This window comes from Vibrio sp. Of14-4, assembly GCF_022347625.1.
Taxonomy (GTDB): Bacteria; Pseudomonadota; Gammaproteobacteria; order Enterobacterales; family Vibrionaceae; genus Vibrio; species Vibrio pristinus.
Genome location: NZ_JAKRGI010000003.1, coordinates 269,057 through 289,610, shown reverse-complemented (window position 1 = coordinate 289,610; position 20,554 = coordinate 269,057). Strand labels below are relative to the sequence as shown.

18 protein-coding genes are annotated in these 20,554 nt (G+C 42.9%); 9 read left to right on the top strand and 9 right to left on the bottom strand.

The window, feature by feature from the left end; all coding sequences use genetic code 11:
* Position 1: 1 nt before the first annotated feature.
* The 6 genes from coaE to nadC form a co-directional block, all read right to left on the bottom strand.
* Positions 2-616 (bottom strand): dephospho-CoA kinase, encoded by a 615-nt coding sequence (coaE, locus tag MHN79_RS05065; RefSeq protein WP_239171964.1) that lies wholly within the window; start codon positions 614-616, stop codon positions 2-4.
* A gap of 1 nt (position 617) precedes the next feature.
* Positions 618-1,487: an A24 family peptidase gene (locus tag MHN79_RS05060; protein WP_239171963.1), complete on the bottom strand. Its 870-nt coding sequence runs from the start codon at positions 1,485-1,487 to the stop codon at positions 618-620.
* Between the two features lie 48 nt (positions 1,488-1,535).
* On the bottom strand, positions 1,536-2,753 hold the full coding sequence (locus MHN79_RS05055; protein WP_239171962.1) for a type II secretion system F family protein: 1,218 nt from the start codon (positions 2,751-2,753) through the stop codon (positions 1,536-1,538).
* A gap of 14 nt (positions 2,754-2,767) precedes the next feature.
* The gene (locus tag MHN79_RS05050) at positions 2,768-4,090 is read right to left on the bottom strand and encodes an ATPase, T2SS/T4P/T4SS family (protein ID WP_239171961.1); all 1,323 of its coding nucleotides are present in this window, start codon (positions 4,088-4,090) and stop codon (positions 2,768-2,770) included.
* Positions 4,090-4,530: a prepilin-type N-terminal cleavage/methylation domain-containing protein gene (locus tag MHN79_RS05045; protein ID WP_239171960.1), complete on the bottom strand. Its 441-nt coding sequence runs from the start codon at positions 4,528-4,530 to the stop codon at positions 4,090-4,092. The genes MHN79_RS05050 and MHN79_RS05045 overlap by 1 nt, the downstream gene beginning before the upstream one ends.
* A 205-nt stretch (positions 4,531-4,735) precedes the next feature.
* On the bottom strand, positions 4,736-5,623 hold the full coding sequence (gene nadC / locus MHN79_RS05040; RefSeq protein ID WP_239171959.1) for a carboxylating nicotinate-nucleotide diphosphorylase: 888 nt from the start codon (positions 5,621-5,623) through the stop codon (positions 4,736-4,738).
* A 133-nt stretch (positions 5,624-5,756) separates the two neighbouring features.
* On the opposite strand from nadC, the gene ampD reads away from it, so the two are divergent.
* On the top strand, positions 5,757-6,302 hold the full coding sequence (ampD, locus tag MHN79_RS05035; protein ID WP_239171958.1) for a 1,6-anhydro-N-acetylmuramyl-L-alanine amidase AmpD: 546 nt from the start codon (positions 5,757-5,759) through the stop codon (positions 6,300-6,302).
* An 84-nt stretch (positions 6,303-6,386) separates the two neighbouring features.
* Here ampD and fldB read toward each other — a convergent pair whose 3' ends face one another.
* A complete protein-coding gene (gene fldB / locus MHN79_RS05030) occupies positions 6,387-6,908 on the bottom strand; it encodes a flavodoxin FldB (protein ID WP_114784917.1) in 522 nt (173 codons plus the stop codon).
* Positions 6,909-7,059: 151 nt separating this feature from the next.
* Here fldB and xerD point away from each other — a divergent pair, with 151 nt between their 5' ends.
* From xerD to lpdA, 7 genes are all read left to right on the top strand, one after another.
* Entirely contained in the window at positions 7,060-7,968 is a 909-nt protein-coding gene (xerD, locus tag MHN79_RS05025) for a site-specific tyrosine recombinase XerD (protein ID WP_239171957.1), read from the top strand.
* Positions 7,969-8,006: 38 nt separating this feature from the next.
* A complete protein-coding gene (locus MHN79_RS05020) occupies positions 8,007-8,759 on the top strand; it encodes a thioredoxin fold domain-containing protein (protein WP_160929232.1) in 753 nt (250 codons plus the stop codon).
* Positions 8,760-8,877: 118 nt separating this feature from the next.
* On the top strand, positions 8,878-10,614 hold the full coding sequence (recJ, locus tag MHN79_RS05015; protein ID WP_239171956.1) for a single-stranded-DNA-specific exonuclease RecJ: 1,737 nt from the start codon (positions 8,878-8,880) through the stop codon (positions 10,612-10,614).
* 403 nt (positions 10,615-11,017) lie between these two features.
* Positions 11,018-11,785 carry a pyruvate dehydrogenase complex transcriptional repressor PdhR gene (pdhR, locus tag MHN79_RS05010; protein WP_114784925.1) on the top strand — a complete coding sequence of 256 codons (768 nt, stop codon included), beginning with the start codon at positions 11,018-11,020 and terminating at the stop codon, positions 11,783-11,785.
* Between the two features lie 49 nt (positions 11,786-11,834).
* Positions 11,835-14,504: a pyruvate dehydrogenase (acetyl-transferring), homodimeric type gene (gene aceE / locus MHN79_RS05005; RefSeq protein WP_160929236.1), complete on the top strand. Its 2,670-nt coding sequence runs from the start codon at positions 11,835-11,837 to the stop codon at positions 14,502-14,504.
* Positions 14,505-14,523: 19 nt separating this feature from the next.
* Positions 14,524-16,404, top strand: a complete 1,881-nt coding sequence (gene aceF, locus MHN79_RS05000) for a pyruvate dehydrogenase complex dihydrolipoyllysine-residue acetyltransferase (RefSeq protein WP_239171955.1) — start codon at positions 14,524-14,526, stop codon at positions 16,402-16,404.
* Between the two features lie 253 nt (positions 16,405-16,657).
* Complete coding sequence (gene lpdA, locus MHN79_RS04995; protein ID WP_160929240.1) at positions 16,658-18,088, top strand: dihydrolipoyl dehydrogenase; 1,431 nt, start codon at positions 16,658-16,660, stop codon at positions 18,086-18,088.
* 120 nt (positions 18,089-18,208) lie between these two features.
* Here the strand turns inward: lpdA and MHN79_RS04990 are convergent, their stop codons facing one another.
* A complete protein-coding gene (locus tag MHN79_RS04990) occupies positions 18,209-18,814 on the bottom strand; it encodes a LuxR/HapR/OpaR family quorum-sensing transcriptional regulator (protein ID WP_114784933.1) in 606 nt (201 codons plus the stop codon).
* Between the two features lie 303 nt (positions 18,815-19,117).
* Between MHN79_RS04990 and hpt the strand changes: the two genes are divergently transcribed.
* Complete coding sequence (hpt, locus tag MHN79_RS04985; RefSeq protein ID WP_114785251.1) at positions 19,118-19,648, top strand: hypoxanthine phosphoribosyltransferase; 531 nt, start codon at positions 19,118-19,120, stop codon at positions 19,646-19,648.
* A gap of 70 nt (positions 19,649-19,718) precedes the next feature.
* On the opposite strand, the gene can is transcribed toward hpt, so the two are convergent.
* Positions 19,719-20,378 carry a carbonate dehydratase gene (gene can / locus MHN79_RS04980; protein ID WP_160929242.1) on the bottom strand — a complete coding sequence of 220 codons (660 nt, stop codon included), beginning with the start codon at positions 20,376-20,378 and terminating at the stop codon, positions 19,719-19,721.
* Between the last annotated feature and the right edge of the window lie 176 nt (positions 20,379-20,554).

The window sequence follows — 20,554 nt, the reverse complement described above, 5'->3', positions numbered from 1 at the left end:
CTTATTCTGACCGATTTCCCATACTTAATTCTAGATACTTTTTATGTAATTCTGTGATTTCAGGCAAAAGATCCTTGTTTGTCGTATCATTCGTTATTACATCATCTGCAACACTGAGCCTATCACTGCGACTTGCTTGCGTTGCAATGATGGCTTGAGCTTGTTCAAGCCCCACCTTGTCCCTTTCCATTGTCCTTAGCAACTGGGTTTGTTCATCAACATCAATTACCAAAACTCTGTCAGTCAAGTTTTGCAGCTTGTTCTCAACCAGCAATGGTACCACGAGCAACACATATTGTGATGACGCCTTGGCAACATCTAACTGCATTTTTTCCCTAATCATAGGGTGAAGTAGCGCATTGAGCCATGTTTTGTCTTCTTCACATTCGAAGACCTTATTTCTTAGTTTAGCTCGGTTTAATGTTCCGTCACTCAATAAGATATTAGAACCAAAACGAGATTTTATCGCTTTTAATGCTAATGAATCTTTTTCGACGACTTGTCTCGCTATGATATCAGCATCAATAATCTCTATATCAAAGTGAGCATTAAACAGATTTGCCACTGTGGTTTTTCCACTTGAGATCCCCCCAGTAAGCCCGACAACAAAAGGCATCTTAGACTCCAATAATTGTAGTGAAGTACCAGTTTATAATACTTTCTCCCCAGATAGCACTTGCCCAGCCTGCTATGGCTAGGTAGGGCCCGAAAGGAAATGCTTTGTCTATGCCTTGCTTTTTTAAACCTAATTGAATGAGCCCAAATATGAGACCAACTAGAGACGAAAGTAATACAATAATGGGTAGGTACTGCCAACCAAGCCAAGCTCCTAATGCGGATAATAGCTTGAAATCACCATAACCCATTCCTTCTTTTCCTGTGATAAGTTTGAAAGCCCAGTATACAGACCATAGGCATAAGTAACCTACAATAGCTCCAATCACTGAATCTTGTAATGATACAGGGCTTATATCGAGGAGAGATAAAGTGATGCCCGACCAGACCAAAGGCAGAGTCAGTTGATCTGGCAATAGCATAGTATCTAAATCAATGAATGTTGCAGCGATGAGGACAAAGGTAAAAAAGAGCAAAGCAATGGCGAAATAACTCAACTCGAACTGATACGCTATGGTCAAGCTGAGTAGTGCAGACAGCAGTTCAACCAAGGGATAACGAGCGCTTATCTTGGCTTGGCAATAATGGCATTTTCCTTTGAGTAGTAGCCAACTTATTAGTGGAATGTTGTCACGAACACGAATCGGCGTTAGGCATTTTGGGCAATGAGAATTCGGGGTACTCAGGTTATACTCACCTGAAGGCGGCTTTATTTTGTATTCGGGAAAGCAATCTGCGCATTCTTTGCGCCATTCATGGTCCATGATCTTAGGCAAACGATGAATGACAACATTAATAAAGCTTCCTATGATTAGGCCAAATAAAGTGGCTAAGGTTGGGAATAACCAAGGGTGATAAAAAAACAGATCCATATGTAACTCAGCCGATTTAGGAAGTAGAGGTGACTTAAGGAGACTATATTAGCTCATTACGTTAACTAAGTTAAAGATGGGCAAGTACATAGCGGTCACCAAAACTGCAACAATTGTTCCTAGTACCACAATTACAATAGGTTCAATTGCCCGACTCAGATAGTCGATAATTTTTTCAATCTCATTTTCACAGTCATCCGCGACACGATTTAGCATCTCTGCAAGGCGCCCAGATTCTTCACCTAGCATAACCATTTGCATTATAAATTCGTCAAAGGCTCCACTGCTGCGCATTGCTTGGTGTATTGGCACGCCAGAATCCACTTCTTGGGTAACCGTATACATTGCTGTTTGATAAAATGTATTATCAAATGTCTGGGCCGCTGCGTGTAAACTCGGCGTAATTGGAAGACCGGAATCAAAACAGGTTGCTAGTGTTCTAATAAATTGGCTAAGACAAGCCAAGCGATACAATTTGCCGAACACAGGTACCTGGAGCTTCATTGTGTCTAGCTTTTTTTTCCAGGCGATTGAGTACCTGTATCCAAGTCGTATCGATACTATGAGGAGTACAAAACCAAGAGTAGTGTGCAGTCCGTACTTGATCGTCGTTTGTGAAAGGTTAATGACTTGTTGAGTAAACCATGGCAAGGGAGCGTTATAGCTTTCAAACATGCGCTCAAGCTCAGGAATAACTTGAGTGAGTATGAGGATAGTGACAAGCCACGCTGTCCCAAAAACCAAGCAGGGATATATACTGGCCCCCACAGCTTTTGAGCGAATATATTCTATCTTTTCTCTATGAGTTGCTATGCGTCGTAAAGATTCTGCTAATCGTCCAGAACTCTCACCCGCATGAATAATTGCGAGATATAAGGAATCAAAATGAGTGGAGGATTCTTTCAGCGTTTGGGTGACGGATAATCCTGATTCGAGCTTTTGACGTATCAGCCATATAACGGATCTAATTCCTGCCTTGGAAAGATTGTTTGCAATAAGTTTGAGTGAAGTTGTGATTGGTATTCCGGCATCGATCATACTAGCCCATTGGCGTGTTAGCAGCGTGACTTCCTTTGCGTGGACCCTCTCTCGTATTTGACGGTAAGCAGGGAGCCTGCGCTTTAAAATAAAGCTTACATCAATACTTTGATCATCAAGATAAGCAAGAACTTGATAGCGACTAATCGCGAGCATTGTTCCTTGCTGTTTTTGATCATTTGAACTAAATCCACACCAATAGTAACGGCTTAACTTGGGTGCTGACATACGGGGATTACACCTCATGGAGCTAGAATACGTTGCAGTTCGGCATAGCTAGTTATTCCTTGGTTAACTCTCTCTAATCCAGACTGATAAAGCGTTTTTATATCTTGCTTTTTAGCCAGTTTATCCAATTGGTGTTGAGCGTCTTTCTTTAAGATCGAATCGCTTATCTCTGGAGTGATACTAAACATTTCATAGATACCGATTCGGCCTAAATATCCATTATTGCAGGCACTGCATCCATGGGTACTGGCTTGATAAAACACGGTGTAATCGTCTTTCGATAAACATTCGGGTATTGGTGCAGGAATCTTACACAAAGGGCACAGACGACGGAGTAATCTTTGGGCAATCACTAGGCAAAGCGAAGCTGCGATGTTATGTGGTTCTATGCCAATATTTTTTAGGCGAGTGATTGCTTCAGTGCTTGAGTTTGTGTGCAATGTCGCCAGAACCAGATGGCCAGTTTGAGCGGCTTTAGTTGCTATATCTGCTGTTTCTTTATCTCGTATTTCGCCTAGCATGATGACATCCGGATCCTGACGAAGAAAAGCTCGTAAAGCTTCAGCGAAGCCAAAACCAATTTGAGGCTGGATCTGAACTTGATTGATACCTGATAAGCTTATTTCAATTGGATCTTCCGCAGCAGAAATATTGAGACGTTCACTATCGAGTATGGATAAACCGCTGTATAAAGATAAGGTTTTACCACTCCCTGTTGGTCCAGTAATCAGAATAAGACCTTGAGGTTTCTTTAATGCTTGCTCATAAATTTGGCGTTGTGCTGTGCTATAGCCCAGAACTTCAAGATCTAAGCTAGTGACTTGGTTATCTAAAATTCTTAATACTAACTTTTCGCCCCACATGGTGGGTAGAGTTGAAACACGAATGTGTACATCATTTGATTTGGTTAATCTATGAGTAAGACGACCATCTTGAGGTAAACGACATTCAGAAATATCCAGTTGCGATAAAATTTTGACTCTTGCGACAAGCCTTTTGCAAATTTGATGTGGTGGTTGGTGGACCTCAACTAATATCCCGTCGCAGCGAAACCGGATTCTAAACCAGTGTTTATAAGGTTCAAAGTGAATATCAGATGCTTTTTGGCGAACGGCTTTAGAGATGATCTGATGAATGTAGCGACTAGTATGCGATTCATCTCGCTGCGCCTCATCTTTTACTTTTACCTGATTGATAATTAAATTATCGAGTTCGTGAAAATCTATCTCTTGGTTGTTGGAGGAGAGGTGAGTCTTTTCTGTTGCATACAATGAACTGGCTGGTTGTTCGTTAATAACATTGGCATTAAAAAGTAATCTTGGAAGTCGGCTCATCATTAGCTCCCGGGGCACCAATATTCACTGTCAGTTCCTGCGCAATTAAGGCTCCAAACCAAACCATTGCTGGATTCTTGGCTTGTCAGAGAGAGGACCGAATCTGAGGGTAGAGAGCCTTTTGAACCTATGGTGACGGCCTTGATTATTGTATCGCCATTATCCGATAGAGCTTCTATAGAATAGCCATTAAAGATCTGCTGAGAGGGTATTCCGTTTTGCCCTGAAATACAGCTAGCAGGCGAATCAGTGGTTGAGATGCAAATACCGACTGCCATTTTCATCGCTGACATGGTTGATAAAACTTCACTAGCGTGAGCACGCTTGGTGTAGTTTTGGTAACTTGGAATAGCGAATGATGACAAAATTCCTATGATAGCGACAACTATCATCAATTCTATGAGAGTAAAACCTAGTGATTGCTTCCTTTCTGGTGCCATCATTAATCATTTACTTGAAGAGGAAATGACATTCACTATATGAAAGTAAGCCTATTTTATCCTTGATAATAAAGTAGATAATTGAAGTTTATTGGCGGAATTAGTTTGTTAGTTACACGCATGTTACACAAGGCAAGGAAATGGTGTTAGTTGAGGCTTTCTATCAAGGTAAGGAGCAAGAGAGATTGGTCATCTCTCTTGCTGATTGTTATTTAAAGCGCATTGATAGGTCAAGTGCTTTGATATGCTTGGTGAGGGCGCCCACTGAAATATAATCTACGCCTGTTTCCGCATACTCTCGCAATGTCTCAAGTGTCACGTTACCTGAGTTTTCCAGTGCTGCGCGACCTGCGTTAATTTTGACCGCTTCACGCATCATGTCTGTAGTAAAGTTGTCCAACATAATAATATCAGCACCAGCTTCAATTGCTTCGGTGAGCTCTTGTAGGTTTTCTGTTTCAACTTCAATAGGTTTACCTGGGTGAAGCTGTTTTGCAGTGAGTATGGTCTGAGTAATGCCACCATTGGCAATAATATGGTTTTCTTTGATCAGATAGGCATCGAATACACCAATACGGTGGTTAAAACCCCCTCCACATGCAACCGCATATTTCAGAGCGCTTCGCAAACCTGGAATGGTTTTTCTAGTATCGAGAAGACGGCAGTTGGTGCCTTCTAATTGCTTGGCGTACAGAGCGGTTGTGGTTGCGCAGCCTGACAGCGTTTGTATAAAGTTCATGGCATTTCGTTCACCAGTAAGAAGAGCTCGTGATGGGCCAGAGAGGTCGCAAAGGACTTGGTTTGGCTCGACTCTATCGCCATCTTTAACATGCCATTCAATGCTTACGTCGCCGCCCAACTGTTTGAACACTTCATTGGCCCATTCACTACCGCAAAATACTCCATGTTCCCGAGTAATGATACTTGCTTCATTATGCGCATCTACCGGAATTAAACTAGCGGTAATATCTGCGGCTGGGTTAAGTGTGCCACCTAAATCTTCTTTGATTGCTTCAGTCACTGAGCGAGAAATTTCTTTTGGTAGCTGTTGTTTCAAATACTCGAGGCGTTCGTTGCTGTTGTGGGTGTTTTTCATCACAAATTTAATAGGCAGTTTTACATGAGTGGATGCATAATACGATGACTAGCAGGGAAATTCAGCCATTATTCTGGTATTTAGTGTTCGACAATATAAAATCAACAACTTAAAAATAAACTAGGTGATAGAGATGATAGATGGCAATGGTTGGTATAAAGGAGCGAGGCATGTTCCCTCTCCGTTTTCTGATTCTAGGCCGGATATTGAAGATATCTCCTTGTTGGTGATCCACAATATTAGTTTGCCACCGGGTCAGTTTGGTGGGCCATATATAGAACAGCTGTTCACAGGTCAACTGCAGCCCACAGCGCATCCTTTTTTTGCTGCCATATACCAAAGTAGGGTTTCGGCTCATTGTTTGATTAGGCGAGACGGTGAAGTTGTCCAATTTGTTCCATTTACCGCTAGGGCTTGGCATGCTGGTATTTCAAGTTTTGCTGGACGAGACAAGTGCAATGATTATTCGATTGGTATTGAGCTTGAAGGCAGCGATTTTGTTTCTTATACCGATCAACAATATCAGGCATTGAGCATTTTAACTAACAGCATACTAGCTCGCTTCCCCAAAATTATTTTGCCGAGAATTACAGGGCATCAATATATCGCGCCAATGCGTAAAACGGATCCGGGTTTGGTTTTTGATTGGCAACGTTATCGTAATGAATTGAAGAGCTAGCTCTTGTCCAAGGGATGAGTGAGACATGAGATAACCCTTCATTGCAAGAGAGGTTGACGTCTTTGTACAAGTTTTATTATGCCGTCAGAGAGTTTGTTGATACTCTACCAAAACTTGCTCAATCCATGTGGCAATGCGTTCATCACTGAGTTCATATTGTGAATCTTCATCCAAGGCTAGGCCAACAAATTGCTTTTGATCTGCGGTAAGTGCCTTAGATGCGTCGAATTGGTAACTTTCATCATTTGGCCAGTAACCAATAAAATTAGCGCCTACTTTTTCCAATTGTTCGTGAAGCATACCCATCGCATCTAGATACCACTCACCGTATCCTTCTTGATCACCTAAGCCGAATAAGGCAACGGTTTTGCCACTAAGCGATAAGCTAGCAATATCATTCCAAACTTCATCCCAATCTTCTTGAATTTCTCCAAAATCCCATGTAGATATACCAAGAATGAGCAAATCATAGTTTGCCATTTCAGTAAGAGGAGTTTGTTTGACATTGAAAATATCGACTAAGTCCTCACCTAAAATAGCTCGCATTTTTTCTGCGGCCATTTCTGTATAGCAGGTAGTTGAACCGTAAAACAGACCAATCTTCATTACTTTCTTTTTCACTTATTACGACTAATAGCGAATTCTAACCATAAAATGGCGAGCTTTGCAGCGAATATGCCGAATAAAAAGTAATTTTTATGGCTTTATTACCTCACGCCACTTACATTGAGCACATATCTCATCAATAAGGATTAATGTGTCAGACAATATTTCTTTTGAACAGGGTATAATTGAGCAGTTTCTTGATGCGATGTGGATGGAAAGGGGACTGTCTGAAAATACCTTGGCCTCTTATCGTAACGATTTGTCTAAGCTAGTGAAATGGATGTTAGATAATAACTACCGGATTGATTTTATTAGCTTTTCAGGGCTCCAAGAGTACCAGGGTTGGTTAATGGAGCAGGGGTATAAACAGACGTCTCGCGCAAGAATGTTGTCCGCGATTCGGCGTTTATTTCAGTATCTTCATCGTGAAAAAGTGCGCAGTGATGATCCTAGTGCACTTCTGGTCAGTCCCAAACTACCCAAACGTTTACCCAAAGATTTGAGTGAAGAACAAGTTGAAGCGTTATTGAATGCTCCTGATCCTAATAATGCGATGGAATTAAGAGACAAAGCCATGCTTGAGTTGTTGTATGCAACTGGCCTTCGAGTGACAGAGCTGGTGAGCCTTACCATGGAAAATATTAGTCTGAGACAGGGTGTTGTGCGTGTCACGGGTAAAGGTGGAAAAGAGCGTTTGGTCCCGATGGGAGAAAATGCGGTTGAATGGATTGAAACTTTTATGCAACATGGGCGGTCTGAGTTGCTAGGAGAAACAACGTCTGATGTGGTGTTTCCAAGTAAAAGAGCGCGTCAAATGACACGTCAAACATTTTGGCATCGGATCAAGCATTATGCCATTATGGCCGGAATTGATACCGAGTTGTTGTCACCACATGTACTGCGTCATGCATTTGCGACTCATTTGCTTAATTACGGCGCAGATCTTAGGGTTGTACAAATGTTATTAGGACATAGCGATCTTTCGACAACACAAATTTATACTCACGTGGCGACCGAGCGACTAAAACAGTTACACAGTGAGCATCATCCAAGAGCATGAGGGAACACCCTTTTGCAGTAAATTATAAGGTGAATTCAATGAGCGTATTACGCCGAATGACTCTGCTTACCCTTCCATTGTTAGTCGCTGCTCAGGCAGTGACTGCGGCAGAGACTAAAGTAGATAAAGCCCAGCTTGAAAAGCGATTCTCTAAATTAGGGCTAGAAATCAACAAGGTAGTACCCGCCGATATCAAAGGTTTGGTTGAGGTACAAACCAGCGGTGGAGTTCTGTTTGCTTCGCCAGATGGCGAGTATTTTTTAGCCGGCACTTTGTACAAGTTAGACAAAGATGGCCAATATGAAGATGTACTTGCAAAGCGTCAGGCTCCTATTAATGCAGCCAAGATCAACAAATTCCAAGATAGCATGATTGAGTTCAAAGCTAAGGATGAAAAATACGTTGTCACTGTATTTACGGACATTACCTGTGGTTACTGTGTTCGTCTGCACAATCAGATGAAAGATTATAACAACTTAGGTATCACGATTCGCTATATGGCCTATCCACGCCAAGGTGGAACAGGTTCAGTTGCCGACCAAATGGCAAGTATTTGGGGAGCGAAGAATCCTCAAGAGGCAATGCATGACGGAAAAGTGAAGCGTGAATTCCCCGAAAAGAGTAAAGACTTTGCTAAAAACCAAGAGATCATCAAGAAGCATTATGCTTTGGGTCGAGAATTAGGCATTAGTGGAACACCAGCGATCTTCTTACCTGGTGGAGAAATGGTTGGTGGTTACCTTCCGCCTGATCAAATGCTAAAACGTTTGCAACAGACTGAAAAGTCATAATCTACTGTTGTCATACTGAAAAGTAGAGAATCACCTCAATGATAGATGGATTGATTGAGGTGGTTATTTTCCGACTTCTCTTTGCCTCGCCATAAGATATCTGCTCAACGAAACATTTATGATAGAAATCCAACGTCGTCCAGAAATGGATCTTACTATGCTTGAGGCTGATATTGCGCCTCTTCTCAAACGTATCTATATTTCGCGTGGTATCACTTGTCCACAGCAACTAGACACTGCTGCTCGCGCTCTGCACTCCTATCAAAAGTTAGATGGTATTGAGGCAGCGGTAGCTATCTTGTATCAAGCAATCATAGACAACAAACGTATTATTGTGGTCGGCGACTTTGATGCGGATGGGGCAACCAGTTCGGCTTTGTCTGTGCTTGCGCTTCGAATGCTTGGCTCAACCAATGTAGATTATTTAGTGCCCAATCGTTTTGAAGATGGCTATGGTCTCAGTCCTGAGGTGGTCGACCAGGCGATTGAAATCGGCGCTGAAATTATCATGACGGTTGATAATGGTGTGTCCTCTATTGAAGGCGTGCGCTATGCCAAGTCACAAGGCTTGACTGTGCTGGTGACCGATCATCACCTGCCTGGAAACGAACTTCCTATCGCTGATGCCATGGTTAACCCGAATCTTGAATCTTGCGCTTTTCCATCAAAAGCTTTGGCTGGAGTAGGGGTTGCGTTTTATCTGATGATGGCTTTGTGTGTCCACATGCGCAAACTAGGCTGGTTTTCCCAACAAGGCATGCCAGAACCAAAATTAATGGAGCTACTTGATCTGGTTGCGCTTGGTACCGTGGCTGATGTTGTCCCTCTGGATGAGAACAATCGAATTTTAGTTCATCAGGGATTGCAACGTATACGGGCGGGTAAGGCTAGACCAGGAATTCAAGCGTTAATAGAAGTAGCAAAGCGTGATGCAAGAAGGTTGGTGGCGGCCGACTTTGGTTTTGCACTCGGTCCGAGAATTAATGCCGCAGGACGTTTGGATGACATGTCATTTGGTGTTGAACTTTTGCTCACCGATAACATACATGCAGCGCGCCGAATGGCGAGCGAATTAGATGGCCTCAATCAAACTCGCAAAGAAATTGAAGAAGGGATGAAGCAGGAGGCGATGGCATTTTGCGAGCGTTTACAGTTTAGTGATGATGCTATGCCTTATGGATTAGTGTTATTTCAACGCGACTGGCATCAAGGTGTGATTGGTATTTTGGCATCTCGAATCAAAGAAAAGTTTCATCGCCCAGTGATCGCTTTTGCTGATGGCGGTGAAGGTACGTTGAAAGGTTCATGTCGTTCCATTCCTGGTTTGCATATGCGTGATGCACTCGATCGTATAGATACACAGAATCCCGGTTTGATCATTAAATTTGGCGGTCATGCGATGGCAGCTGGATTAACCATTTTAGAACAGGATTTTGAGCGTTTTTCGCTATTGTTTGATGCAGGAGTAAAAACAGAGCTTGATGAAGCAGCGTTAAAGGGCGTTATTCTCTCTGATGGAGAACTTAAACCAGAAGAGTTTTCAATGCATACCGCTGAATTACTTCGCTCTGCTGGACCTTGGGGACAAGCTTTCCCAGAGCCAGTGTTTGATGGAGAGTTTAAACTGCTCCATCAAAAGTTGGTGGGAGAAAAGCATCTAAAGCTTATGTTGGAGCCGCTGCATAAAGGTCATCCAACCAATATTATGTTGGATGGGATTGCTTTTAATGTTGACCTGCGCCGCTGGCCAGATGCATCCGTTAAAACGGTTCGTTTAGCATTTAAACTTGATATCAATGAATTTCGGGGTAACCAGTCCTTGCAATTAATGATTGACCACCTTGAAGCAAAGTAAAGGTTACATCTATACCTCCATCATGGCTTTCTGAATTAGACCTTCCTATCATAACTGAACTGGTTTTAGTCAAGTCAGTTCAGTAACTTACTTTTCCATTTCTTCACAATGAGTTGTCAATTTTGATAAATAAACCCTGCTGATTTATTGAAACTTAGCTTTGGTATCTTGTTCTAAAATCGAGTTGCAGCGTCATTCAAGATACGCATGTATATTTGTTGTAATTGGTCTGACCAATTGAGTTACTGTTTTAATCAGCTATTGTTATCAAAGTGTTGATGGTTATTCGGTTCAATGATATGGGTCAATTTATGACTGGAACTTGCGTTTTAATTATGTTAATTTCGTCGCCAATATGAAATTGGTAATACCAATTGACTGCAAAGAGTAGAAGAACAAAAATATGGCTTATCAAAGGATTCGTCAGCCGAAACTTTCCGATGTTATTGAACAAGAGTTAGAGAGGCTGATTGTGGAAGGAACCTTATCTCCAGGGCAGCAGTTGCCTCCGGAGAGAGAACTAGCAAAGCAGTTTGATGTTTCTCGCCCCTCAATCCGAGAAGCCATTCAGCGTCTAGAAGCCAAACGTCTTCTCACACGTCGTCAAGGTGGTGGGACTTTTGTTAGCGAGAAAATTTGGACGAGTTTCTCCGATCCTCTGCTAAATTTACTGTCTAGCCACTCGGAAACACAGTTGGATTTGCTTGAAACGCGTCATGCGATGGAAGGTATCTCCGCTTACTTTGCAGCAGTTCGTGGAACCGAACAGGACTTTACGCGTATTCAAGCTTGCTTGAAACATATTAGCGAAGAACAAACCAAGAAGAATGTTGAGGCGGAAGCAACGGCGGTTATGCAGTTTCTCATCGCTTTAACTGAAGCAGCTCACAATGTGGTTTTATTGCACATTGTACGCAGTTTGGCGCCGCTATTAGAGCAAAATGTCCTGCAAAACCTCAAACTCTTACATCGCCGCGATGATGTGGTTGAAAAAGTAAGTAAACATCGAGCTAATATTGTAGATGCGATTGTTTCAGGTCAGCCTGAGAAAGCACGTGAAATGTCACATTCACATTTAGCTTATATTGAAGAAACATTGTTGGATTTGAGTCGTGAAGAGTCTCGTCGAGAGCGTTCTTTACGTCGAATTCAGCAGGGTAACGATTCATAACATCGTTACTTATAATAAGTAGATCCAACCAACAGAAGGATAGATCGCCATGTCTGATATGAAGCATGACGTAGATGCACTCGAAACTCAAGAATGGTTACAGGCCCTTGAGTCAGTGGTACGTGAAGAAGGTGTAGAGCGTGCTCAGTTCCTACTAGAGCAAGTTCTAGACAAAGCACGTCTAGACGGTGTTGACATGCCAACTGGAGTCACAACGAATTACATCAATACGATTCCAGCAGATCAAGAACCCGCTTACCCAGGTGACACAACCATTGAGCGCCGTATTCGTTCCATCATTCGCTGGAATGCAATCATGATCGTTTTACGTGCATCGAAGAAAGACCTTGACCTAGGTGGTCATATGGCGTCTTTCCAGTCTTCTGCTGCGTTCTACGAAACATGTTTCAACCACTTCTTCCGTGCACCTAACGAAAAAGATGGTGGTGACCTAGTTTATTACCAAGGTCATATCTCTCCGGGGATCTATGCGCGTGCTTTTGTTGAAGGCCGCTTAACTGAAGAGCAACTTGATAACTTCCGTCAGGAAGTGGATGGGAAAGGTATTCCTTCTTACCCACACCCTAAACTTATGCCTGAGTTCTGGCAGTTCCCAACGGTTTCTATGGGACTTGGCCCTATCTCTGCTATCTATCAAGCTCGTTTCCTTAAATACTTAGATGGTCGTGGTCTTAAAGATACTTCTGAGCAGCGCGTTTATGCCTTCCTAGGTGATGGTGAGATGGATGAGCCAGAGTCACGTGGTGCTATCTCTTTCGCAGCTCGTGAAAAGTTGGACAACCTTTGCTTCCTTATCAACTGTAACTTACAGCGTTTAGATGGCCCTGTAATGGGTAACGGTAAGATCATTCAAGAGCTTGAAGGCCTATTCAAAGGTGCTGGCTGGAACGTGGTCAAAGTTATTTGGGGTAACAACTGGGATTCTCTACTGGCTAAAGATACCACAGGCAAATTACTTCAACTAATGAACGAAACAATTGATGGTGATTACCAAACGTTCAAAGCTAAAGATGGTGCGTACGTTCGTGAGCACTTCTTCGGCAAGTACCCAGAGACAGCGGCACTTGTTGCTGACATGACAGATGATGAAATCTTTGCGCTTAAGCGAGGTGGTCATGAATCATCTAAGCTTTACGCGGCATACAAAAATGCTGAGCAGACCAAAGGTCGTCCAACTGTTATTTTAGCTAAAACAGTTAAAGGCTATGGTATGGGTGATGCAGCTGAAGGTAAGAACATTGCTCACCAAGTTAAGAAAATGGACATGACTCATGTTCTGCATATGCGTGACCGTTTAGGCCTACAAGATCTATTGACTGACGAAGCTGTTAAAGATTTGCCATATCTGAAGCTAGATGAAGGCTCAAAAGAGTACGAATATCTGCATGCTCGCCGTAAAGAACTTAAAGGTTATACACCTCAGCGTCTGCCTAAATTTACTCAAGAACTCGCGCTACCTGAACTCGAAGAGTTTGGTCCTCTGTTGAGTGAACAAAAGCGTGAAATCTCTACTACAATGGCCTACGTTCGTACCTTAAATATTCTGTTGAAGAATAAGGGCATTGGTAAAAACATTGTTCCAATCATCTGTGATGAAGCTCGTACCTTTGGTATGGAAGGTCTATTCCGTCAAATCGGTATTTATAACCCACACGGTCAGGAATATACGCCTGAAGACCGTGGTGTTGTTTCTTACTATAAAGAAGCAACCTCGGGCCAAGTACTGCAAGAAGGTATCAATGAGCTAGGCTCTATGGCTTCTTGGGTTGCTGCAGCGACCTCATACAGTACTAACGATCTGCCAATGATCCCATTCTATATTTACTACTCAATGTTTGGTTTCCAACGAGTAGGTGATATGGCATGGATGGCTGGTGACCAACAATCACGTGGTTTCTTGCTTGGTGCGACTGCCGGTCGTACAACACTTAATGGTGAAGGCTTACAGCACGAAGATGGTCACTCACACATTATGGCAAATACGGTACCTAACTGTATTTCTTACGACCCAACTTTCGCTTACGAAGTTGCAGTCATCATGCAAGACGGTATTCGTCGCATGTACGGTCCAGAGCAAGAAAACGTGTTCTATTACCTGACACTGATGAATGAAAACTACGCAATGCCAGCAATGCCAGAAGGTGCGGAAGAAGGTATCCGTAAGGGTATCTACAAACTTGAAAGCTATTCAGGTAAGCGTGGTAAAGGTAAAGTTCAATTAATGAGCTCTGGTACCATAATGAATGAAGTGCGCAAAGCGGCGCAAATCTTGAGCGATGATTACGGTATTGCGTCTGATGTTTACTCGGTAACATCTTTCAATGAAGTAACTCGTGATGGTCAAGCAGCAGAGCGCTTTAACATGCTACATCCTGAAGCAAAAGCTCAAGTACCTTACATTACCAAGCTAATGGGTAAAGAGCCTGCAATTGCTGCAACTGACTACATGAAGAACTACGCAGAGCAAGTTCGAGCATTTATGCCTTCTGAATCATTTAAAGTTCTTGGTACTGATGGTTTCGGTCGTTCGGATAGCCGTGAAAACCTTCGTCGTCACTTTGAAGTGAATGCAGGCTACGTTGTGGTTGCAGCGCTAACAGAACTTGAAAAGCAGGGTAAAGTTGATAAGTCAGCGATCACTGAAGCGATCAAAAAGTTCGATATCGATACTGAGAAAACTAACCCGTTGTACGCTTAATTAGAAAGGTAGATAAGAAATGGCAATCGAAATTAATGTACCAGATATCGGTGCGGATGAGGTTGAAGTTACTGAAATTCTTGTAAGCGTTGGCGACAAGGTTGAAGAAGAACAGTCTCTAATTACTGTTGAAGGTGACAAAGCTTCTATGGAAGTTCCAGCATCGGCAGCGGGTATTGTTAAAGAAATTAAAGTCGTTGAGGGTGACAAGGTATCGACTGGCTCACTGATCATGGTATTTGATTCTGAAGACGGTGCAGCAGACGTTGCCCCTGCAGCTGTTGCCGAAGCGCCTGCGGCTGCTCCAGCATCATCTGAACTGAAAGAAGTTCATGTACCCGATATTGGCGGTGATGAAGTTGAAGTAACTGAAATCATGGTTGCCGTTGGTGATAGCATTGAAGAAGAGCAATCTCTTCTGACTGTTGAAGGTGACAAAGCTTCGATGGAAGTACCTGCACCATGTGCTGGTACTCTAAAAGAGATCAAGGTTGCAACCGGTGATAAGGTTACAACGGGTTCTCTTATCATGGTGTTTGAGGTCGCAGGTTCTGGTGCTGTAGCAGCGCCAGTCGTGGCAGATGCGCCAGTTGCTGCAGCACCGACAGCTTCTGCAGTAAAAGAAGTGAATGTTCCAGATATTGGTGGCGATGAAGTTGAAGTAACTGAAATCATGGTTGCTGTTGGTGATACAGTGGAAGAAGAGCAATCTCTAATCACTGTTGAAGGCGATAAAGCTTCTATGGAAGTGCCTGCCCCATTTGCAGGGACTATCAAAGAAATCAAAATCTCAACCGGTGATAAAGTATCGACTGGTTCTCTGATCATGGTGTTTGAGGTTGCTGGTGCAGCCCCTGTAGCCGCTACTACTTCAGCTCCAGCTCCAGCTCAAGCGACAGCGCCTGCTCCAAAAGTAGAAACTCCGGCTGCAGCTCCAGCCGCAACTGGTGACTTCCAAGAAAATAATGAGTATGCGCATGCATCTCCTGTCGTTCGTCGTCTTGCTCGTGAGTTTGGCGTTAACCTAGCTAAGGTTAAGGGCACCGGTCGTAAGAGTCGCATCCTTAAAGAAGATGTGCAGTCTTATGTGAAAGAGGCGCTCAAGCGCCTTGAGTCCGGTGCAGGCGCTGCATCAGGCCAAGGTGATGGCTCTGCACTTGGCCTACTACCATGGCCAAAAGTCGACTTTAGCAAGTTTGGTGAAACTGAAGTTCAGAAGCTTTCTAAGATTAAGAAGATCTCAGGTGCAAACCTGCATCGTAACTGGGTAATGATTCCTCATGTTACACAGTGGGACAATGCTGATATCACCGAGCTAGAAGCCTTCCGTAAAGAACAAAATGCGATCGAAGCGAAGAAAGACTCGGGAATGAAGATCACTCCTCTAGTCTTCATCATGAAAGCTGCAGCGAAAGCGCTAGAAGCTTTCCCAGCGTTTAACTCTTCAATATCTGAGGATGGCGAGAGCATCATTCTGAAGAAGTATGTCAACATAGGCATTGCAGTCGATACGCCAAATGGTCTGGTTGTTCCTGTGTTTAAAGACGTGAACAAGAAGGGCATTTACGAGCTGTCTGAAGAGCTAATGGTGGTATCTAAGAAAGCACGTGCAGGTAAGTTGACAGCAGGTGACATGCAAGGCGGGTGTTTCACCATCTCTAGCCTTGGTGGTATCGGTGGTACTGCGTTTACCCCAATCGTAAACGCGCCAGAAGTGGGCATCTTAGGTGTGTCTAAGTCTGAGATGAAGCCTGTATGGAACGGCAAAGACTTCGAGCCGCGCCTGCAGTTACCTTTGTCACTATCGTACGATCACCGCGTCATTGACGGTGCAGAGGGCGCTCGCTTCATCACTTACTTGAACGCTTGTCTGTCAGACATTCGTCGTTTGGTTCTTTAACCAAAATTTGTTACCTAGAGGCGGCTGTTTAAGCCGCCTCTGTTACTTAAAACATCTGGCAGTTAAGTGAGGCAAGAGGTTTTCCTCGCTGAATTGTCGGCTAGCTCACAGGCTAAATGGAATTGCTTTTCACACCATTAACATCTCTGTAAACTGTTGGCGGTCTGAAAATAACTGTTTAAAACTAACCACTCTTAAACATAAGAATCAATACCCACTCGCCTGTTAGGGATAATGACTACAAGAGGTCAAAATGAGCAAAGAAATTAAAGCCCAAGTTGTTGTACTTGGTTCTGGTCCTGCTGGTTACTCCGCTGCATTCCGTTGTGCAGATTTAGGTCTAGAAACCGTACTTATCGAGCGTTACAGCACTCTTGGCGGTGTATGTTTAAACGTGGGTTGTATCCCATCGAAAGCACTTCTTCACGTTTCTAAAGTGATTGAAGAAGCAAAAGCGATGGCAGATCACGGCGTTGTATTTGGTGAGCCACAAACTGACATCAATAAAATCCGTATTTGGAAAGAAAAAGTCGTTAACCAGTTAACTGGTGGTCTTAGTGGTATGGCTAAGATGCGTAATGTAACGGTTGTTAGCGGCTACGGTAAGTTTACTGGCCCGAACTCAATTCAGGTTGAAGGTGAGGGTGAATCCACGGTTGTTAATTTTGACAATGCAATTATTGCAGCGGGCTCTCGTCCAATCAAATTGCCGTTTATTCCACATGAAGATCCACGTATTTGGGACTCTACTGACGCATTAGAATTAAAAGAGGTACCAGAGAAACTGCTTATCATGGGCGGTGGTATCATAGGTCTAGAGATGGGAACTGTTTATCAATCTCTTGGCTCTAAGGTTGATGTTGTCGAGATGTTTGATCAGGTTATTCCTGCAGCAGATAAAGACATCGTAAAAGTCTACACCAAGCGTGTTAAAGATAAATTCAACTTAATGCTTGAAACTAAAGTGACAGCAGTTGAAGCGAAAGACGATGGCATCTATGTGTCGATGGAAGGCAAGAAAGCTCCAGCGGATGCTGAGCGCTACGATGCTGTTCTAGTTGCAATCGGTCGTGTACCAAACGGTTTGTCACTTGATGCTGAGAAAGCAGGCGTTGAAGTTGATGAGCGTGGTTTTATTAATGTCGATAAGCAGCTTCGTACTAATGTGCCTCATATTTTTGCTATTGGCGATATTGTTGGCCAACCAATGCTGGCTCACAAAGGTGTGCATGAGGGCCATGTAGCGGCAGAAGTTATTGCTGGTAAGAAACATTACTTTGACCCTAAAGTCATTCCTTCAATTGCTTACACTGAGCCTGAAGTTGCTTGGGTTGGTAAGACAGAGAAAGAAGCTAAGGAAGAAGGTATCAAGTACGAAGTTGCTACTTTCCCATGGGCGGCTTCTGGTCGTGCAATTGCTTCTGATTGCTCAGATGGTATGACTAAGCTTATCTTTGATAAAGAAACTCACCGTGTGATTGGTGGCGCAATTGTGGGTACCAACGGTGGAGAGCTTCTTGGTGAGATAGGCCTAGCGATTGAAATGGGCTGTGATGCTGAAGATATTGCTCTTACCATTCACGCTCACCCTACGCTACATGAGTCTGTTGGTCTAGCAGCTGAAGTATTTGAAGGTTCAATCACTGATCTGCCAAATAAAAAAGCAGTGAAAAAGAAGAAATAATTTTCTTCTAGCCTCAACAATACAGCCGCTGAAGTATCAGCGGCTTTTTTGTATCGTATGGATCACAGATACAAAAAAGCCGAGTCTCTAACAGGACTCGGCTTGGACTTCAGTTAACGCTTATTTATAGATACAAAGCATATCTAGGTAGCTTTGTGTTAAGCGGTTTACTGAGTCATCATCCTGTGTACGATTTGCCTGTACAAACAGTGAGTAACAAATGCCATGGAATAGCGTTGCTAGATCCGCAGGATCATGAGTATCGCAGACTTCGCCTCTTTCGATTGCTTTAACAAACATATTTTGAACTAACAGTTGGTTAGTACGGTTTGTTGACACGAACAGTGGCCAAACTTCATCACGCGTTGAAGCGCTCCACTCGAACCATACTTTTAGCCAGTGGCAGTCATTAACCACGAGATCGACCATAGCAGAAGTTAGGTTACGAAGGTTTTCTTTCGCATGAATGTCCAAATCGATGTTGTCTGATAGGAAGTTAGAGAACTGACGTACAACATAATTTAACACATCATCGACCAAGTCTTCACGGGTCGGGAAGTAGTTAAATACGGTTGCGACAGAAACTTGAGCAATTTCTGCTATGTCTGCGTGACCACCACGGCCGATACCACGACGAGCGAACACCTCTAGTGAAATTTCCATTAGTTGTTGCTTGCGTTTTTGTGGAGAAAGACGCGTACGCGGTCTTTTAGCTATAGAATCCATAGTTATATTTCCTTGCCAATTGAGTTGTATATATGGGCTTATGCCCTAATTAGAATATTATTATTGCTTTCGCAGGTATGAGTGTAATGGTGCATATCAATTAGGTCAACGATTTCAGTTTATTTAATAATCATTTTTATTAATACCGTGCTTGAGATCATGTAGTTGCATATATTTATTGCAGCCTTTAATCAAGCAAACGTTTTACCTGTGACATAGTGATGATAAAATATCTGCCTGAATCTTGGGTTAGTGCCGAATTCCTGCCTAATGAATTTCCTTTAAATGAAAAATGAGATTGATATGAAGCATACAGTAGAAGTAATGATTTCTGAACAAGAGGTTCAACATCGGGTCAATGAATTAGGAAGAGAGATCACGGCGCATTATCAAGGGAGTGAAAATCTAGTACTTATTGGTTTGCTACGAGGCTCATTTGTGTTTATGGCCGATTTGGCGAGAAAAATCGAATTAACGCATCAAGTCGATTTTATGACGGCTTCTAGCTATGGCAATAGTATGGAAAGCTCTCGCGATGTAAGAATCCTTAAAGATCTTGATGATGATATCAAAGGCAAAGATGTACTAATTATCGAAGACATTATCGATACAGGAAACACGCTCAATAAAATACGTGAGATATTGTCCTTGCGTGAACCTAAGTCTATTTCTATTTGTACTCTTTTAGACAAGCCTTCACGTCGTGAAGTTGAAGTTCCTGTGGATTGGGTGGGTTTTGCTATTCCTGATGAGTTTGTCGTAGGGGTTGGTATTGACTATGCACAAAATTACCGTCATTTGCCATATATAGGGAAAGTGGTTCCCCAAGAATAAATAGACTGATTTTAAGTCAGTTAACAGCCCTGACTTCAATAGGCAGGGCTAAATATCGACAAAAGCAAGCTTAACCCAGCACAGGTGAAGCTAAAATCTTATTCAATGCTTCTTGATGTCCAGACTCGAGAGATTCGCGACTAGAACAACGAACGCCTAGGTCTTGTAATTTACCATTACCTATACCATACACAACGCCATGGATTTCGATCTCTTGACCGCGTTCCCAAGCTCCTTGCAATATGGTCGAGTTCCCTAAGTTATAGACTTGTTCAGCAACATTAATTTCACACAGTTTGTCCCCCCACTGATCACGTGGTAGAGATTCGATATGGTGTTTGTATTTATGGTAGTTATCGCGAATATGAAGTAGCCAGTTATTGATAAGTCCTAACTGAGGATTGTCGATTGCAGCGTTGACGCCACCACAACCATAGTGACCACATACAATAATATGCTTGACCTTAAGCACTTCAACTGCATATTGCACTACGGATAAACAGTTAAGATCAGTGTGAATAACTTGGTTAGCTACATTCCTGTGTACGAAGAGCTCGCCTGAATATAAGCCAGTAAGGCGCTCGGCTGGAACTCGGCTATCAGCACAGCCAATCCAGAGAAAGTCGGGACTCTGTCCCTCTTTTAGTTTTGCAAAGTACTCTGGTCGTTCAGCCTTAATGGATTCAGACCACTTTGAGTTGTTTTCAAAAAGCTGTTTTATTTCCGGCATTTTACAATTTTTCCTTAACGAACCTTGCTCCACTATACACAATGTTCGGTCGCCATTCCTGCTAAATTGTACTCATCATCCACTCATCTGATGTCTCTTTAACCCTTTTAGATAAAGGGTTTAAGGGCTTTTTTCTGTCTTTTAGGGTTACTTTTCAAATATATTCCACATTTCTA

What these genes read in the sequence shown, in the direction of transcription:
- coaE (WP_239171964.1), bottom strand. Translation starts at nt 616, where the DNA reads ATGCCTTTTGTTGTCGGGCTTACTGGGGGGATCTCAAGTGGAAAAACC.
- MHN79_RS05060 (WP_239171963.1), bottom strand. Translation starts at nt 1,487, where the DNA reads ATGGATCTGTTTTTTTATCACCCTTGGTTATTCCCAACCTTAGCCACT.
- MHN79_RS05055 (WP_239171962.1), bottom strand. Translation starts at nt 2,753, where the DNA reads ATGTCAGCACCCAAGTTAAGCCGTTACTATTGGTGTGGATTTAGTTCA.
- MHN79_RS05050 (WP_239171961.1), bottom strand. Translation starts at nt 4,090, where the DNA reads ATGATGAGCCGACTTCCAAGATTACTTTTTAATGCCAATGTTATTAAC.
- MHN79_RS05045 (WP_239171960.1), bottom strand. Translation starts at nt 4,530, where the DNA reads ATGATGGCACCAGAAAGGAAGCAATCACTAGGTTTTACTCTCATAGAA.
- nadC (WP_239171959.1), bottom strand. Translation starts at nt 5,623, where the DNA reads ATGAAAAACACCCACAACAGCAACGAACGCCTCGAGTATTTGAAACAA.
- ampD (WP_239171958.1), top strand. Translation starts at nt 5,757, where the DNA reads ATGATAGATGGCAATGGTTGGTATAAAGGAGCGAGGCATGTTCCCTCT.
- fldB (WP_114784917.1), bottom strand. Translation starts at nt 6,908, where the DNA reads ATGAAGATTGGTCTGTTTTACGGTTCAACTACCTGCTATACAGAAATG.
- MHN79_RS05020 (WP_160929232.1), top strand. Translation starts at nt 8,007, where the DNA reads ATGAGCGTATTACGCCGAATGACTCTGCTTACCCTTCCATTGTTAGTC.
- recJ (WP_239171956.1), top strand. Translation starts at nt 8,878, where the DNA reads ATGATAGAAATCCAACGTCGTCCAGAAATGGATCTTACTATGCTTGAG.
- pdhR (WP_114784925.1), top strand. Translation starts at nt 11,018, where the DNA reads ATGGCTTATCAAAGGATTCGTCAGCCGAAACTTTCCGATGTTATTGAA.
- aceE (WP_160929236.1), top strand. Translation starts at nt 11,835, where the DNA reads ATGTCTGATATGAAGCATGACGTAGATGCACTCGAAACTCAAGAATGG.
- aceF (WP_239171955.1), top strand. Translation starts at nt 14,524, where the DNA reads ATGGCAATCGAAATTAATGTACCAGATATCGGTGCGGATGAGGTTGAA.
- lpdA (WP_160929240.1), top strand. Translation starts at nt 16,658, where the DNA reads ATGAGCAAAGAAATTAAAGCCCAAGTTGTTGTACTTGGTTCTGGTCCT.
- MHN79_RS04990 (WP_114784933.1), bottom strand. Translation starts at nt 18,814, where the DNA reads ATGGATTCTATAGCTAAAAGACCGCGTACGCGTCTTTCTCCACAAAAA.
- hpt (WP_114785251.1), top strand. Translation starts at nt 19,118, where the DNA reads ATGAAGCATACAGTAGAAGTAATGATTTCTGAACAAGAGGTTCAACAT.
- can (WP_160929242.1), bottom strand. Translation starts at nt 20,378, where the DNA reads ATGCCGGAAATAAAACAGCTTTTTGAAAACAACTCAAAGTGGTCTGAA.